This window comes from Paraburkholderia sp. C35 (assembly GCF_003121405.1).
In the GTDB taxonomy this organism is placed as follows: Bacteria; Pseudomonadota; Gammaproteobacteria; order Burkholderiales; family Burkholderiaceae; genus Paraburkholderia.
The window spans coordinates 20345-37138 of record NZ_QBUY01000095.1 but is presented as its reverse complement, the minus strand read 5'-3'; the positions used below and the strand labels follow the sequence as shown (position 1 = coordinate 37138).

Genomic DNA, 16794 nt, shown 5'->3' with positions numbered 1-16794 from the left:
CCATCAATGCGCGCCCCTGCACGCGTGCTGGTGCGATGCGCCGATGTCCTCACAGGATCAGCCAACGCCAACGCCAACGCCAACGCCAACGCCAACGCCAACTCCAACTCCAACTCCAACTCCAACTCCATCGCCTGGATAGGGGAGCCACTGGGCCGACATCTGATTCCTCTCGGGTCATGGGGAGATGGGGTGAGCGCCTCGGTCACCGACCGCACGTTTATCGATTCGCCAGCGATCGTGGTCGATTTTGGCAAGCCGCGCGAAGCACTGGATCACACACGCTATCTGTCAGTGGGGACCACCTACAGCTTCGACTGCGTCAAGCACGTGGCGCACGCGCAGTGGGCACGGGTCGGTTTTACTGAACATTCGGATGATATTGGTGCGCCGCTTCGTAGTAAGGCGGATTTACTCAGCGAAACCGATCCGATCACACGAGTCGACCCTGCGATCGTGGCGGCCGCCCTCGATCGGTTTTGCTCTCTTTGACGCGATCGGATTGCGTCAAAGGAGACGAGCGTTACCGTAGCAAGAGGCTGCAGAGCTGATGCTTGCGGACACGGTGTCACGCGATTGGTAAGCCTGATAAGTGCGCTGATCGCGTAGTAGTGAAACAAAAAAGAAAAAGTAGGTGGCTTTAAGTCAACAGGGATGTGTTACTAACAAATAGGACTGCTACAAAATGAAAAAGTCGGAACAAGGTAAGGCGCTTCATTGGCATGCTGTGCGCTGTGCGACGCTGCTAGCGTTTCTCACGGTGTCGACGGTATCGGTTGCGGCCAGTGATGCGACGCTGGGCGCCGGAGCGAACGGGGCGGACAACTCGTCGGTGGCAATCGGCGACAACGCGACAGCAGGAAGCAGTGCAGTTGCCGTCGGGCAGGGCGCTACGGCTACGAATACGGGTGACATCGCTGTCGGCCCGTCGGCGTCTGCTACCAACGGCATTGCGATTGGGAATGGCGCGTCTACGACGGGTGGCGTGTCAATTGGCACTGGCACCACCTCATCGGCGACGAGTGTCGCGGTGGGTATCGCAGATACGTCGACGGCGGGTGGTTATGCCGCCGGCCTGCATGCTTCTGCAAATGCCGGTATTGCGATCGGGTCAGGTGCCATGGGGGTGTCGCAAAGTGGCACGAACTCCATCGTGATGGGGTCGTCGGGTGCAACGGACAACGGAAACGGAAACGCTATCGTCATCGGCATCGGTAGCCAGGTAACGGGCGCGCAGGGCATCGCGATTGGTCAGGGGGTCGCAGGAACGAACGCGGTGGCGCTCGGGTTCACTTCTAACGCGATGGCTACCAACTCGGTCGCGCTGGGTGCGATGTCCATCGCAAGCGGCGCTGGCAGCGTCGCGCTGGGTTATGGCGCCAATGACGGCGGCCAGTCAGGTGTCGTTTCCATCGGCGGTGGAGCAGGGTTTGCCACGCGCCGGCTGATCAACCTAGCGCCGGGCCTCGCCGGGACGGATGCGGCCAACATGGGGCAGATCAACAGCCTAGTTGCGGCACTGGGCTCGGGCAGTTTCAGCCCGACCACGGGAGCCTGGACAGCGCCGGTTTTCACGGTCCCAACGACGACGGGTTCCACCAGCTATAGCACAGTGAGCGCTGCGCTGGCCGGCCTTGGCACGCGCGTGACGTCAATCGAAAACACGATCGCATCAGGCGGTACGACCGGGCCAGCGGGTCCCCAAGGACCGACCGGCCCGCAAGGCGCGACAGGCCCCCAAGGGCCCGCCGGTGCGAACGGTACCAACGGCTCGAATGGCACCAGTGTTTCGGGTGATGGCGGTGGCGCGACGCCTACCCAAATGGCGCAGATCCAGCAGACGGCCAGTTCCTACACCGATGCGCAGGTGCAGCGCCTCGCGTCGTCGACCGACCAGGCTTTGAATCGCATGGGGCAGGCGATCGACACGCTCTCCGGTCGCGTTGACGGTGTAGGTGCGATGGCGGCAGCCATCGGCTCAAACCTGTTCAACCCCGCCGACAGTCACGACACACAACTGGGCGTCGGGATCGGTACTTTCCGCGGCCAGTTCGGCGGCAGCATCGGCATCTTCCATCGCTTCGGCCCAAATCTGGTGACCAACCTGAAAGTGAGCGGGGCGACTCAGGCAGCGGGCGTCGCCGTGGGCGCCGGACTGAACATGGGTATCAATCTGTTTTGAGATGTTGGGCTCTGGCGCGTTTCAGTCGCCGTCAGAGCTCAGCCTTGAGATCTGTTTCGACGGACCTACCGGGCCTGCCGACAACCCTCAAACAATCTACTGGGAATTCAGCATGGAACTGATTCGAAAACTCACCGCGAAATACAACGCTTGGTCCACACATAGGAAAGCAGTAATAGGAGTTCTCGCAACCGTGGCCGGCCTCGTTATTGCCACGAGGATCTCCGCGACTTTCAAAGATCACGACCCGGCCGAGGCTGCCAACCTTGCTCAACCTGTCAGTGCAGCACTGGCTAGCTCCGCGCCAATGGCCGCGTCCAGCCCAGCGCCGCATCTTGCTTCTGCGCCGGTCGCCGTGTCGGGGCCGGTGGCCGCTGTCGCACCTGGCATCGTAATGCTGCCCGGCCAGCCAGCGCCGGCGGGATTGTCGGCGCGCTCGATGCAATACACCGTTGAGTCGATGGACCAGGGAACCTGGTCGACGGTCGCCGCTCTGGTCCAGCCAGCGGGCACGGCCAGTTTTACGACGCAACCGCCGGCAGCGATCGCCAAGACGGTCCCGACCAGTGGAAGTTTGCGCAACACCTGGGTGTTCTGGATGCACACCGACAAGGATGAGAAGGCCACGTTCGTACTTCATCTGTCGGGCCATCTGAACGCGGATGCCGTTGTCGTGGTCGACGACTCCCAGGAAGCGCCGATGGCGGTCCAGTTGCAGGGCGCTACCCAGTGGAATCAGGCTGAGGCGACGACAGCACATGGCGTTGGCCTGGGCGCCGGCTGGCACAAGGTTTCTGTGTCTTTGACTCATGCAGTCGGTCAGGCGATCGCGAGCAACATGGTGATCGCCTCGACGGGCACGCTCTATCTGCGTGGCGATGGGGCAGCCGATCCAGTGGCGGTTGTTCCGTCGGCGGTCAACCCTTCGGCAGTCGCCGTCATTTCTCCGTCCATGCCAGCTGTCGCAACGCTCGCGAGCGCTTCGGCAACGACCGCAGATCCCGCCAGAAATTCAGCGGCACGTGCTGCTATTGCCAGCGCACCACAACCGGCTAGTTCGGTCGCAAACAGCACCAAAGAATAGCCAACTTGCGAGGGTAGTTTTCATGGCGTGGCTCACTCTTTTTTTCGAGAAACTAGTCTTTGCTGGGCACGTGTTTCGCGACAAAACATGGATTTTCTTTGGCGCAGTGATTTTGCTGTGGATAGTCTGGTGGGTGCTTCACCATACGGGACATGTCAAGATCCGGCCTGCACAGCCCGGACCGTTCTGGCGCTTCATTAAGTTCATGATCCACTGGCTAATTCCTGCTACGTGGCTGTACGCCTTCGGCTGCGCATTCACACCGGAACACGATTACTGGCCGGCAGCGTTCGGTATGCCGCTGTACTGGTATCTCGTGAAGGTTTATCAGCCCAGTTTCAACAAGCTAGCCAGGTTAAGTTCGCTTCCGCGATTTGCATGGCTGCGCTATCTGGGGATGAGTCGCAAACCAAAGTCCGTCATCCTGTCCGGCTGGCAGCCACTCACGACCAAGCAGCTGATCGCACTGACAAAGAAGGACGCCGGCATTCTTACTATTGGCGGCGTTCCGATACCGTCATTCGCGGAAGTCATGCATGTTCTCTTTCGTGGGGGTACTGGCGTCGGCAAAACAAAGGCAATTATCGAAGTCATGCAAGGTGCTCGCGCGGCAAAAATGCCCTGCATCGTGGTCGATCCCGCGGGCGAATTGATGAAGCGGTACGGAAAGCCAACGGACTTTTATCTCAGTCCGTTTGATGCCCGTTCGCACAAGATCGACATTCGTGACTATCTGACCGATGACGCCTCGGCGCGCACGCTGGCCAACATTGTCATTCCAACTAACACGGCGACTGAAGAGAAGAAAGGCTGGTCCCAGTGGGCACAAAACCTTTTTGTTCCTGTCCTTGATGCCATCCGCAATGGCGCGCGACTGAGTGACGAACTCCTGTTGCACATGTTCACAACGGAAGACAAGAGCATGCTCAAAAAGCGAGGTTTCTGGACTGGCACGAGTGCGGCTGCCGTTTTCCTCGAAGGCAACGAGAAGTGGTTCTCCGGCATGCGAGGCGTGTTGTCCGAACAGCTCACTTTTCTCACCTACCCGTATGCGGAATCCGCACCCAAACTAAATCTGGAGGAATGGGTCGACAGGTCAACAAATGAGGCATACGACAGTGTCCTCTGGTTGCCGTTTCCGCGACAGCATCGCGAGGCATTGCGTCCCCTGTATTCGATCATCATCTCAATCGTCGCCAACCGTCTGATGCAACTGGTGCCGAATGATGATGATCGGCCCTTTGAACGACGGATGTTTTTCGTCCTCGACGAACTTGCCAAACTTGGTCGCGTTGACAAATTGCAGGACCTTCTCGAGGAGGGGCGGAAGCATGGCGCGGTAGTCGTTGCAGGCTTCCAGCATGACGAGCAGATGGTCCAATCGTTTGGACGTGAATCCGCCAACATCATTCTGAATCTGTTCAATACACGGGTTCTTTTCCGGCCTAGCGACGCAGAGATTGCCAGCAAGGATTCGAAGCGCGCCGGCGCCTACATTGAACAGCGATACACAGAAGGATCAAGCTCGAACAGCAGTAACAATGGCCAATCAAATGGCCGAAGCGTTAGCGAGCAGATAACTTCCGAAATCGCAGCTGTGCCATACACGGACCTCCTCGGGCTTCCTAACCTGCACGGCTATCTGATCATCCAGCATCTACCGCCTGCGAAGATTGAAATTCCGATCCTGAAGCACACCCGCGGCCCTGATGATCCGGACGTACCGTTCATAGTGCCGACAGTGCCGCAGAAACGTCCACTGATTTCGGCCGAAGGCACCCCTGGCGACGATGAACCCGCATCGGAAGACGCGAGTTCTGACGGGTCGAGAACTCCTCGGAAACGTCGAACGAGCAAGCCGCTCCGACCTAGACCAAAAGACCCTGACCATCTCCGGCTAATGGTCAGGAACGACGGTGATACGAAACCTGCTGACACCGCTGATCCAGTCCGAGATACAGGCACGTGATGCGATGACATAGCGAAATCCACCACGTGTAATCCGTGCCAAATCAGTGGACTTGGAAGCGTCCAGCAAAGACGTCTCATCACGGAAGTCGGTCTGAATTTTTCAAATTCAGACCTCCCACACCCGTCGCACCTGCGGTGCAGACACGCTTTCGCCTGTGGCTCACGCCACAAGCGAAAGCGCGGAAACGAATGTTTCCGCAAATGCCTGAAAGCGTTAATCACCAAGGCTTTGAGCGAAAACGGCAAAAAGCGATGTTTGCCGATGCGCGAGATCGAATTTTTTAACTAATACCGGAGTACGTCATGACCGAATCTAAAAAAGCATCACCGAATCTTGCCACGCAAATTCTGGAGCTACGGCGCGAGCAGGAGCGCGTCGCGCGAGCGTTGGCAAAGGCCGAAAAGCAGCAGGCCGAGATCAAGCTGGCTGAAGAACGAAAGCGACGGGCCAAAGAGGAGGCGCACGCACTAAAGGTGGGCCGGGAACGGCTCATCAAAAAGTACGGTATTGATAAGGCTGGTCTCGAAATTCTTGAGAAAGAATTTGCCGACATCGCAACACGTTATGGTCTCGTGGATGCCCGAAATGATGAGCAGTCGACGCCGTCCGATGCCGAGCCACAGGACGGGGAACTGGCACGCGTTGGCGTTGATAGTGTGACGGCGTGAGGCATTCACGATGACCATACGAGCAGCCAGAATTGCGGCGCGCATGACCGTCGCCGAGCGGAAGGTGTTCGACGAGGTCCCAGGCTCGACGGACGCCGACAAACTACTTTATCTACTGGAGCACCGCACCCTCACTGAGACGATCCGTGAGGGGGTACGGGAGGAGGTCGCACTGAGCCTGGGACGCTCGGCGCAGATTCTCAAGGGAAGTCTGGAATCACCCGACTCCCCGTTTCGTGTCAGCGTGAAATCGCTCGATCAAAAGCTTGATCGTCTCCTTGCTGGATCAATGACGCTGCCTGCTGATTACTCTCGCCAAGTCGCCTCACAAAGAGACACGGTCGATTCTGAGCGTGCAACATCCGTGTCATCAGAAATGTCTCTCAGGAAAGCGTTGGCGCTGTTGCTGGATCTGGGCGTATTTCCATATGCGGCAGAGAACAAATTGTCGATGCTGAAGGAATGCAAGCGTCGGCTGCACGACACTCAGCAGGCATCCGTTGCCGCCATCGCAGACACGATGGCACTGGTTGTGGAAATCATCATGGTTGCTGAAGCGAGTGGGCAAGAAGCCCATGCGCTGATCGCACTTGCAGACACATTTTCTGCAATGGGGAACGCGTAGCGATGGAATCCATCTCGTCGGTGAAAATTACAGCGGAAAGCGCCGAGGCATATCACGTGAATGGGCGCGAGCATTCGGCCCTGAGTACAGCCGAACTTGAGGCTTACTATAACCAGAAAGGTGACGGGCAGGAATGGCTCGATGCTGTGTGGCATGGCGGAGCCGCGGAATCATTTTTTGATCTACATGGTCGGGTGAGTCGTGACGATTTTGGTGCGATGTTGCGAGGCATCCATCCTCGAACCGGCGAGATGCTGATTGAAGAACATGCCGCAACGCGTGACCGACGCGCCGCGCTAGACCTTACTTTTTCAGCACCTAAATCCGTCAGCATTCTCTGGGCAATGGATAACCGCGACTCGGGTACGTTATGGAAAGCCATCGAGCAGGCGCAGCTAAGCGGCGTCCGCTTCGCACTGGACGTATACGAACGGAACGGCGCTCACGTACGGTTGGGGGCCGGGGGGCAATTCAAGGTGCCCGCGCAGATTGCGACGGCGATTTTCCAGCATGGTTCATCCCGTATCTCGCAGGCGAACCTTGCAGCTGGTCTGCCTCCTGACGTCAATATTCATTCGCACGCACTTGTCATGAATCTTGGTGTCTTCAATCCGGCCGACCGCCCTCTGGGTGAGCCGTGGATGATGAAGGAAGATGGCCTCGCCGGCCTGACACCCGAGATGGTGAGTTCGGCGGAATCTGCGTATCAGGCATGGGCCGAAAAGCATCCCCAGTACGCGCTCCGATATGACCTGGCATCGTACGTCAGTTACGCCCAGATGAAGTGGGCCAGTGAAGCAGCAAAGCGGGCTACTGCAACCGTCGACGGCAACGGTCGCCCGAACGTTCGCGCTATGGAATACGCAGATGCGTTCCACTGGAAAATGGCGACCGGCGCCGCGTATCGCGTAGCGATGGCATGGGAACTACGCAAGGCAGGACTCGAGATCGAACGTGACGGCCTTTCTTATACGATCGGAGGTGTCCCAAAGGCGCTGATCGAGGAGCTATCTACGCGGCGCGAAGAAATTTTGACGCTGTTGAATGAGAAGAACGTCAGTGGAGGAAAGGCGGCGGAAATGGCTAACCTCGATACGCGCCTGTCGAAGGCCGAGGCGCGTTTCGAGGAGATCCAGCAGCGTGTCATCGATCTCGCCCGGGGGCACGGCTTCGAACTTGGGCAGGTCGGTGTTGGTCAACGCGAAATGCTGTCGTTCGAGCAGTCCTGGGCGGAGTTTCGCCGTGCCGAACTGAAGGCTGATTTCGATATTGTTGTCAAACGGATTCATGACACCGTTCATCTCCCAGAGCGGGCGCGCGAACTGATAGGGAAACAGGAGTTTCAGTATGCACAGCGCCTGCGGCAGATAGAGCGGGATGCCGAAGCGGGCCGCGGCCGCGCTCAACTGACGTCGCGCGTGATGGAACAGGTTACGGAGCAGCGCGCGGTGTTCAAGTCACAAGATATTTATCGTGAGATTTTCATAGCGACAACTGGCCTTGCTGACCCGGAAACCGCCTTGTCCATCGCGAAGGACGCAGTGGATATGTGCATCCCGCTTCACCGGATGCTGGAGATCCACGAGAAGGGAATTACCAAGCATGTGCGGGTTGACCGATTGACCACTCCGGCCATGCTACGTCTTGAGCAAAAGAACGAGCAGCGCATTCTGGCGATGGTCAAGAATTCACGCCATGAGCCTATCCAGCGCGAGATCGCCAACGCCGCGCTCGCGCAATTTTATGCGGACAAGCGGGCGAACCAGGCGCCGGGGGACAAGCCGTTCCAATTGAAGCTCGAGCAGTTGCGCACGGTGTCGGAGGTCAGTCGCAATACCTTCGCGGTGGTCATCGGCCGGGCGGGGACCGGCAAGTCGACCACCATGGGGGCGGTCGCAGCCATTCACACGGCCGCCGGCTATCAGGTCTATGGTGTAAGCCCGCTCAGCAAGGCCGGGAAAGAACTCGGCACCGATGCGGGCATTACGTCGGCGTCGGTGGACAAGTTTCTGGCCGAAGTCCGTGAAGGCCGCATCACGCTAAACAGCAAAACGCTGGTGATAGTGGACGAAGCGGGCAGGCTGGCATCGCGGCAGATGGACAAGCTGCTGAACGTGATCGACCGGTCCGGTGCCAAGATGACGGTCGTGGGTGATCACAAGCAGACGCAGCCTTTTGGCGCGGGTGCACCGTTTCGCGCCGCAATGGAGTCCCTTCAGACGATCGGCCGCAAGGTTCCGGAACTCAAGCAGATCAGCCGGCAACGGGACCTCGAACATCGCGCGGCTGTCGATCAGGTGCGCAACTTGAGCGCAGCCGAAGCGATCAAGTGGCACCTGAAGCGCGGTGAAGTGCTCATCGTCAAGAACGAGAAGGACGTTCCACTTGCAATGGCGCGTGAGGCCTTGCGCCGTCAGGACGCATTGGCCCTGCAAGGGAAACGCGATCCGTTTTTCATGCTGACGAAAGAGAACAAACAGGCTGACCTGGTCAACGCAGCCATGCGCACCGAGCTTAAGGCGCGTGGCGCACTCGTGGACGGAAAAGATTTCACGGACAAGCGCGGTCAAAAGATCGAGATCGCAACTGGCGACCGGTTGATGATCACGAAAAACGACAACCGTAAAGGCGGATCCAAGCTGGCCAACGGCGACACCTTATCCGTCAAGGAAATTCGCGGCGCTGAGATCGTCGTGCATGTCGACCGGACCGGACAGGAACAAGTTCTCCGGACGGATGAGCAGGAATTGCGGTATGGCTATGCGATGACAATCGATAAGTCCCAAGGTATCTCGCCTGAGCAGACTTTAGCGTGGGGCACGCGAAACTTCAGCGCTGAACATGCCTACGTCGCCGAGTCCCGTGCCCGTGCCGCGGGAGGTTGGGTCTTTTCGGAGAAAGAGCTTAACGCTATTGGCGCTTTGGCACCCGTCCCTCAGCTGTGGAGGGATATTGCGAAAGATCTCGAGCAGGCTCGTATCGCCGGGGGCGCGGCGCCGATCCTCGACGCGGAGGCATTGAAGGACTTCAATGCGGTTTACGCCTATCTGGAAAAACATGCGCCACTTGCCCTTGACTCGCCGGACGCACCCTACGAGCGGGGCAGCCAGCTGAACAAGATAGCCCACGCGCTGACGGCAATGCAGACCAGCCAGCAGAAGGAAAACGTGGGCGATTACACAATGACGGGCAAAGCTCTTCAGGCGGGTGGCCGCTATGGGAACGAGATGACCGGTGTATCCGGCGCTGCGGACACGGTTTCACCGGAGATCGTCCTGTCGCAGCTCGAAACGGTCATTGAGCAGATCGATATGTACCTTACCAACGTACAGGAGAATTTGTCTGGATCCGAGATTTACGAAGAGAGTATGACGGCGCTTCGCGACGTCGCGCCCAATTCGGTCAACGAGGCAGATCTGAAGGAGTGGGCGGAAGCGGTCCAAGAAGCGGCGGCGGTCGCCCGTGAGGTAATTGCGACCCCCGAACTTGCCGATCTGAACGAAGCTGCGGTCGATCAGCTCACGCGTGTGTTCGGTGGAACCGCCCACACCGATATCGCCGATGCCGAAGGGCTGGGCGAGCCAGGGCGGGCGCTATGGGAGCATGATGCCGCCGCTGAAGTCCAGGCGACGATTGGCGATATGGCGCCGGATCACGACAGCCTGGACGCGGGCAACGACCTTGCTGAAAGCTTCGGCCGCGGCTATGACGATCAGCTCGATGAGCGCTCCAGCCGCGACACCGCGATAGCGGGACTGGAGGACTAGCAGAGAGCCGGGTGGTCCGCTGGTCGATCTACTGGTGCGGACCGATCCAATCCTATCCGGCTGCCCGGGTCACGGAACGGTCTGCGATGACTGACCGGGCCCGTCCATCGGCCGACGTGTTAACCCGGCCCAAACCCAATACCCGGTAGCGCTTGCTCTTGTCGTAATCACGCTCGTCGGACTCGTCCGATGCCCGCACCAACTCATGCGCAACCAGCAGCGAAAACGCCTCGGGAATGTCAGCCCGACGCATTCCTGTGTGCGTCATGATCGACTCATAGCCGATCGCTGTCGTATCGATGCGGTGGTTCCGGTATGCCAGAAAAAGTACATAGAGCTTCATGGCGTTCAGACAGGCGCGTGTGTTGGTCGGCAGTCGGACCAGACGCCGCAGTTCATCCTGCTTTCCGTCAAGCAGATAGCCTTGCGGAAGCTGGCAATAATGCCCGTTGACACTGACTTCGGGTAGTTCGTAGACGCTGGCTCTTCCTGCCTTGGAAATCCTGATCGCATCCATTCCCTCGAGCAGCATCAACGCCTTCGCAATAGTCGCGCGCGCGAAGCCGGTTAGCCGCTGAAGCTCGTCGTATGTGACGGCAACCGCAGCTGTTTGCTTTTCCAAGGGCACCTTGCGATGGGACTGATTCAGCCTGATGGAAAGGGCGATCAGCAACACCAGCGCAGCTGTGCCCTGAGTGCGATGTGCGCTCCATGAGAGTGTAGTGAGCGGGCATGCCTTCGCCTTCGGAAAGCGAATCCATGCGCTCGGGAATTTTGCCCAGATCACATCCATGTTCAACCCCGTTTGATGGCGGCCAACACAACATAGAGGGCAAGCCCGATCAGGGCAAAGGCGCCGATGGAAATCAGCGCGATTAGCGCGGCCGGATTGCCCTGCATCTGGGCGATCGACTCGACGAACAGTCGTGGAATTGTTTGCATTCTGTAGCTCCGCAAATCGAGGTTTGATCGAAATTTATATCGAAATCTCAATGCGTTCTAGAAAGCGTTCCAGCCGTTCCATTGTAAATTTTTGCTTTCAGCCTTACTGGATAAGGGTTTGCGAGATGAAAAAACAGTTTCTACCTTCCACCAATCAGTTCATCTGCAGCGGGAAAACGCTGCAGATTTGATAACCAGCCTGATGCCGTGATCAATGCAGAACGCGACCTGTCGGGTAAGTTGTAGGAAAGAGCATCGCGCCCTGCTGCGGCTTCATCTTTCGTGCATTCCTCGCAAGGCGTTGACTGCGGCCTCCACGTCCTCTTCGCGCACATCGAGGGTTCCTTCACGAAGCCTGCGCATACCCGCCTGATCGATCATGGTCTGGACGATGGCATCGGCGTCGGCGATCGAACGACGTGTCAGACTTGCCTGAAGCAGTCCGATTACCGGCTCAGGGATCACGTAGCCGGCCGCGGCATGACGGAGCAGGGCCTGGTTGACGTAGATGCTCATATCCTGCATTGACGGAACATCAAACGCAACCTTGAATTCAAAGCGGCCACCTCGCACCACGGCGGGATCAAGCATGTCGTAGTGATTGGTCGCCGCCACGTACAGAATATCTGCTGTCCGGCCTGTGCCCCCATCGAGCGTGCTTAGAATCTTGTTCGTTAGTGGCGCGACATGAGACTGCCTGCGATCGCGCAGCACATCATCCGCTTCGTCAATAAAGAGAACGCAGGGCCTGATGTCACGTGCTTCGCGCACGATCTGATCCCACGCAGTCGGCCGGGCCATGATCTCGGCACCTGTGATCGGCAGGAAGGCATAACCACTCGCCTTGGCCAGTGCCATCGCTGAAGCTGTCTTGCCTGTGCCTGGTGGACCCCAAAAAATCACGGCTGTCGGCGTATTCGAGTTTAGCTTCTCAAGATCTTCGACGTTTTGAAGGCGAAACGCGAGTTGCTTGAGGGCGTCTCGAGAGGCTGCCGGCATGACGATGGCGTCAATAGGCTTTACTCGCTCGGGCAGGCGGCCACGGCGGCCTTGCAACAGTCGCATTGCGCGCATCCCGATTTCAACATTGAACGGATCACCATCGCCGATCGAGCCGTCACGGCGCATTTCCGCTAATTGCTTGCCGAGCGCCGTGAGGCGCGCGGCGCTGAACCCCTCCCAGCGGCGCGCGAGGCTAGCGATCGTCGTGACATCGACATCAGCAAAGCTTTGCAACACTCCACGTCGTAGCAACGCCTCACGTGCCTCGAGATCGGGTGGCGGAATCTCGATCTGGAAATCGAAGCGACCTTCCCGAATGCCTGCGGCATCAAGATCATCCCGCAGATTCGTGGCCGCAATCAGTATGATCTTGGAGCCCCGGAGCGCGACAATTTCGGTCAGCATCACGTTGGTCATATCGCGATCGCCAGAGTGCGCTCCCACACCGTCGGCCCCACGGGACTTTAGAAATGCATCGACCTCATCGATAAAGAGCACGCCTCCATTTTTCAGTCCGCGGGCCGCGTCGAACACGGCCTTGATGTTTTGCGGTGCCTCTCCGATCCATTTCGAGACGACATCACCAAATGCGATCGAGAGAAAGGGGACTTTGAGTTCGCCGGCGATCGCTTCCGCCAGGAGAGACTTGCCGTTGCCGGGATCGCCAAAGGCCAAAATGCCGTTCCGGACGTCCTTTCCTCCCGCGAGGATATCTGCCGCAGCTGCGCGCAGACGGCGTTTGGTTTCACCCATGCCGACAATATCTGCGAAGGTATAGCGTGCGGGACGGGCGATGTGGCCGTAACGGTCCGCTTCTTTGGCTGCAGGAGCTTGAGCAGGTGCCGAAGGGTTGGCGGGTCGGGCCGAAGATCCGGCCGTTGCCGTTTCACTTGGCTTCAGCATCTCAAGCCAAACCTTCCCGAGATTGTCGAAACCAACGTGTGCGCGGATCAGTCCGGTGGCAAACGCTATCAGTACCAGACCCAGGAGTGAAAGGAGATTGAGATCGAGCACCAGACCTAAACCGCCCACGGCAAGAATCGCGCAGGCGCCTTCGATGCAAACCCGACTATCATTCTTCCAGAACCAGACCGACGCACTCGCGATCACCGTCGCGATGAGCAGCGCGCCTGATGCCTCAAAATCGCCGGAGATGTGGGGATCGCGCACATTGCCTACCAGGATGCACACCCACCAGAGGACGGCGATAATCCGCAACATGGCGGTATTGCGATAAATAGAAAGCAGGAACGACATGGCAGTTCTCGTGCGTGTGAAAGGGTTATTCCTCATCGGCCGTTAAGACTAGCCAACCGGCTTAGCTCTTGATGCCGATCATTCGCATGTTGTAGAGTGACGTTACTTATCCCTGCTCGGGTAGAGCGCCAGTAGCAAAGGGGAGGGCCGCCACGTGCGGCCCTCTCCCTTTGTAGGCCACGAATCTGTTCGCTGGATTAATCGCTCGTACTGCTGGCAGCGATCGTCAACGTGGCATACGTGGCACAAGTCGTCAGTCCATGCCAAGACCCGGTGCCTCACGTGACCCCGACGATTTGCTGAGGCTCTCGATGCTGCCAGGTCCTTCGCTTTCTACTTTGGCATCGGTGCCCGGCGCGCCTGATTCGCCAGACTCAAGACGGGCGGCCAACCGCTCGCCAAATCCATCCTCGCCTGGTGGCGCTATGTGTAACTCGGCAATGAACTGCCGATCCAGCTCTCCGACGTGAGCCCAAACGTTGCTGGCCCATGTATCCAGTTCGCTTGCAGACTCGAGATTCGTGTCCGGAGCATAAAACGCGATCTGTTCACGCAGTGTTTCCGAGGCGGCCTCGAAAGTCTGGTGGGCTTCGGCATACTCTGCAGGACCAGCGTGCTGGGTGCCCAGTGCCTCAAGATGACCGGCGGCTTCGATATAGGCGGCAACGCGTACTTGAAAATCGAATTCGATACGGTCGACTTGCGCACCGATGTAGTTGGCAACGTCGTCAAACACTCGGGCAGCACTCGCTTCGATATCGGAGGCGCGTTCAGCGTTAGCCAGTTCAGCCTGGCTGGCAATGGTTTCCCAGTTTTCACCACCAAGCACGGCGATAAGCTGGACCTCACCAACGGTTCGTAATGCATCGAGATCCGGCCCGGGCGGCATGTCACGGCACACGTTGGCCGCATCACTGACTGCTTCGGCCCACGCGATTACGTTCTCGCGGGACACGCTATCTGGCGAAAAATGGACCAGTTCGCGGAAGGCGTTGGCATGCTCAACGCTGTCAGGCGCACTGGCATTTGCAACGTCGAGTAATCCTTCAATGCGCCCGACGTGCGCCTCAATCGCTGCGGGTCCGAGGGGCAACGTCGTGTCGGCAGGCAACTCTTCCAGGCGAGCAGTGGAAGTCGGCATCTCTCCGCGCAGCATGCCTTCTCGCGCACCGGCGCTCACCGGCGTATCGATGAGGTCTGCCAGATCGGTCGGCGACACACGGTCGGCAATGGCCACAGGCGCGCCAAGAGCCAAATCTGCAGCGACCTGTTGGAGATCTATCTTGTCAACGTTGACGGCCGCAGCAGCGTTCGCCCAGCCGGCGATGGCTTCGGGGGTATCGAGCCCGGTTGGTGCAAATGGGCGAACCTGCGCGAGAGCCCTCTCGTAGGCGGCTTCGTATTCAGGGTACTCGAGTTCCGGAGGGGTCACGTTCGAGAAGTTAAGTGCGGCATCACGGTAATCCTCGAGCGCCTCGGCAAGCGCGACGGGATCGGCGACTTTATGCATTACTGGGCCGCCCCGTGCCAGCGTCTCTGTTTCGCTGGCAGCAAGTCCTCCAGTCGGGATCTCGGTTGCTGCTTGCTGAGCCCACTCTGTGACTTTCTCCGGGCTATCCATGTCAACGGGCGCGTAAGCACGAAGGTCATCGAGCGTTGCGGTTCCCTGGTGATATTTGTCGAGCGTTGAGGCCAGATGTGCAGCGCTCTCCGTTTGCGCCCATTCCGCGACCGTGTCCCGCGTGTGCAGATGCGCCGGTGCATACATCTGAACTTCGGCGAGCGCCCGCTCGTATCGGGCCTCGGCGGCGACTCCCTCGATATCGACAGGTCCGATTTCATTCATTTCACGCTCGGCGCGATAGAAGTTACCCAGCGCATCCTCGCGACCGATCCCGTGCTCCACGATCAGATCGTGCGCCCACTGTTCGAGATTGGCTCCCACGTCTGCCGGCGCAACGTCTCTCAGATCCCAAGTGGCGTACGCCATACTGTTGAAGGCCGCACCGAACGGTTCACTCTCATGGATTCGATAGTAGGCTGTCGTTGCTTCGTGATAGGCTGCCAGCCGTTCGGTGAGACCAGCATCCGGTGGTCCATAGCTACGAACGGGCGCATACACCGACTCATAGGTCTTGAGTGCGGCTGTAATGTGAGGGCGTGACTCATTGGCTAGATCGCGGTCACGGGCGAGCGCTGCTTCGCTTGATGTGAGCGCTGATCCATGTCGGACGGCGCCGTACTCATAACCGCCAATTATGCGGGCAAGCTGCGAATCGGCAGCGGCGATGCCGTCGAGTGCCACGGAGGAGGGCTGCATGCCGCGCTGGACTGCAGTTGAATCAGACAGTGCGCGCTCGCGCAGGTCAAGCTCGTGTTTGGCTTCATGGACTTTTCCAGCCCAATAGGGAAGATCGGCGGTCTGAACGCTCGCAGGTGCGAGCATCCGCAATCTCTCATAGGTCTCGGCTGTTGGTGTGCCACGCTTCAACTCTTCGCGAAATGCAAGGTTGGCTCTCGCGATTTCGTTCGCTGCCCGACTCAGGTCGCTATGTGATAGCGCAACCTCAGGCAACTCCGGTGACGCCGAACCCACTTTTTCAACGTTACTCATGCTGACTTTCCCATAAGACGGACGCACACATGCGTCGTTGGATTACTTGAACGGACAGTCACGTGAACGGTCACTGTGCGTCACGGACGTAACTTCTGTTGACTGTTATCGGTCATCGCAAGGCAATGTTCAGGGTGGCAAGCGACGCCTCGACTTTGTTCACCAGAGCGTTGTGCGCTGAGGCTGCTGAGCCATGGGTACCTGGTTTCCCTTGGCGGACATGCATTGCACGTACGCCATGTCGTATCGGCTCTGCGCCGTGTTGCTATTACTGCCTGCGACATTCGTTCCCAGGATCGCACCGGCAAGCAGTCCCAGTCCTGCGCCGACCGAAGCCCCCTTTGCCGCGTGGCGCGGACTCGTGGCTGCTCCGGTTGCAGCACCGAGGCCCGCACCTATGACTGCCGGGCCTACCGCGTTGATGGTTGATTGCGTATTCGCACTGTCACCGCCTGACTGCTGCGCGGCCCAGTCCCTGCAGGCCTGGTTGTCTACCTTGAATGCGTCGAAAGTCTTGCCACTGCCGGGCATTGCCATCACGCTCGGTCCGGACGGGGCAACCGAACAGGCGGAAAGCGCCACCAGAGCAACTGCAGCGATCTTGTTTCTGATTTTCATTTTCAGTAGTCCTTATTTATATAGGCGAAGCTTTCACGAGGTTTGAGTCATCACGACGCGAGC

General features: G+C 58.6%; 12 protein-coding genes. 7 read left to right on the top strand and 5 right to left on the bottom strand.

Annotation, left to right across the window (positions count from 1 at the left end; all coding sequences use genetic code 11):
• The 7 genes from DK391_RS44590 to mobF all read left to right on the top strand — a co-directional run.
• Positions 1-492, top strand: a 492-nt coding sequence (locus DK391_RS44590) for a hypothetical protein (RefSeq protein WP_204117493.1), incomplete at its 5' end; no start/stop codon positions are given.
• A 193-nt stretch (positions 493-685) separates the two neighbouring features.
• On the top strand, positions 686-2182 hold the full coding sequence (locus DK391_RS34835; RefSeq protein ID WP_162600995.1) for a YadA-like family protein: 1497 nt from the start codon (positions 686-688) through the stop codon (positions 2180-2182).
• Between the two features lie 112 nt (positions 2183-2294).
• Positions 2295-3266, top strand: a complete 972-nt coding sequence (locus tag DK391_RS44585; protein WP_162600994.1) for a hypothetical protein — start codon at positions 2295-2297, stop codon at positions 3264-3266.
• 22 nt (positions 3267-3288) lie between these two features.
• Complete coding sequence (locus DK391_RS34825; RefSeq protein WP_162600993.1) at positions 3289-5235, top strand: type IV secretion system DNA-binding domain-containing protein; 1947 nt, start codon at positions 3289-3291, stop codon at positions 5233-5235.
• A gap of 305 nt (positions 5236-5540) precedes the next feature.
• Positions 5541-5906 (top strand): hypothetical protein, encoded by a 366-nt coding sequence (locus DK391_RS34820; protein ID WP_109482543.1) that lies wholly within the window; start codon positions 5541-5543, stop codon positions 5904-5906.
• Between the two features lie 10 nt (positions 5907-5916).
• A complete protein-coding gene (locus tag DK391_RS34815) occupies positions 5917-6531 on the top strand; it encodes a hypothetical protein (protein ID WP_162600992.1) in 615 nt (204 codons plus the stop codon).
• Positions 6532-6533: 2 nt separating this feature from the next.
• A complete protein-coding gene (gene mobF, locus DK391_RS34810; RefSeq protein ID WP_109482541.1) occupies positions 6534-10298 on the top strand; it encodes a MobF family relaxase in 3765 nt (1254 codons plus the stop codon).
• Positions 10299-10350: 52 nt separating this feature from the next.
• On the opposite strand, the gene DK391_RS34805 is transcribed toward mobF, so the two are convergent.
• The 5 genes from DK391_RS34805 to DK391_RS34790 all read right to left on the bottom strand — a co-directional run bounded on the left by DK391_RS34805 (position 10351) and on the right by DK391_RS34790 (position 16731).
• Positions 10351-11091 carry a hypothetical protein gene (locus DK391_RS34805; protein WP_109482540.1) on the bottom strand — a complete coding sequence of 247 codons (741 nt, stop codon included), beginning with the start codon at positions 11089-11091 and terminating at the stop codon, positions 10351-10353.
• Between the two features lie 2 nt (positions 11092-11093).
• Positions 11094-11240, bottom strand: a complete 147-nt coding sequence (locus tag DK391_RS44580; RefSeq protein ID WP_162600991.1) for a hypothetical protein — start codon at positions 11238-11240, stop codon at positions 11094-11096.
• 273 nt (positions 11241-11513) lie between these two features.
• Positions 11514-13499, bottom strand: coding sequence for an AAA family ATPase (locus DK391_RS34800; protein ID WP_162600990.1), 1986 nt, complete (start codon positions 13497-13499; stop codon positions 11514-11516).
• Positions 13500-13752: 253 nt separating this feature from the next.
• Positions 13753-16113, bottom strand: a complete 2361-nt coding sequence (locus DK391_RS34795; protein ID WP_162600989.1) for a hypothetical protein — start codon at positions 16111-16113, stop codon at positions 13753-13755.
• Positions 16114-16272: 159 nt separating this feature from the next.
• Positions 16273-16731 (bottom strand): hypothetical protein, encoded by a 459-nt coding sequence (locus DK391_RS34790; protein ID WP_109482537.1) that lies wholly within the window; start codon positions 16729-16731, stop codon positions 16273-16275.
• Positions 16732-16794: the final 63 nt, after the last annotated feature.

What these genes read in the sequence shown, in the direction of transcription:
- DK391_RS34815 (WP_162600992.1), top strand. Translation starts at nt 5,917, where the DNA reads ATGACCATACGAGCAGCCAGAATTGCGGCGCGCATGACCGTCGCCGAG.
- DK391_RS34835 (WP_162600995.1), top strand. Translation starts at nt 686, where the DNA reads ATGAAAAAGTCGGAACAAGGTAAGGCGCTTCATTGGCATGCTGTGCGC.
- DK391_RS34825 (WP_162600993.1), top strand. Translation starts at nt 3,289, where the DNA reads ATGGCGTGGCTCACTCTTTTTTTCGAGAAACTAGTCTTTGCTGGGCAC.
- DK391_RS34795 (WP_162600989.1), bottom strand. Translation starts at nt 16,113, where the DNA reads ATGAGTAACGTTGAAAAAGTGGGTTCGGCGTCACCGGAGTTGCCTGAG.
- DK391_RS34820 (WP_109482543.1), top strand. Translation starts at nt 5,541, where the DNA reads ATGACCGAATCTAAAAAAGCATCACCGAATCTTGCCACGCAAATTCTG.
- DK391_RS44580 (WP_162600991.1), bottom strand. Translation starts at nt 11,240, where the DNA reads ATGCAAACAATTCCACGACTGTTCGTCGAGTCGATCGCCCAGATGCAG.
- DK391_RS44585 (WP_162600994.1), top strand. Translation starts at nt 2,295, where the DNA reads ATGGAACTGATTCGAAAACTCACCGCGAAATACAACGCTTGGTCCACA.
- mobF (WP_109482541.1), top strand. Translation starts at nt 6,534, where the DNA reads ATGGAATCCATCTCGTCGGTGAAAATTACAGCGGAAAGCGCCGAGGCA.
- DK391_RS34790 (WP_109482537.1), bottom strand. Translation starts at nt 16,731, where the DNA reads ATGAAAATCAGAAACAAGATCGCTGCAGTTGCTCTGGTGGCGCTTTCC.
- DK391_RS34805 (WP_109482540.1), bottom strand. Translation starts at nt 11,091, where the DNA reads ATGGATGTGATCTGGGCAAAATTCCCGAGCGCATGGATTCGCTTTCCG.
- DK391_RS34800 (WP_162600990.1), bottom strand. Translation starts at nt 13,499, where the DNA reads ATGTCGTTCCTGCTTTCTATTTATCGCAATACCGCCATGTTGCGGATT.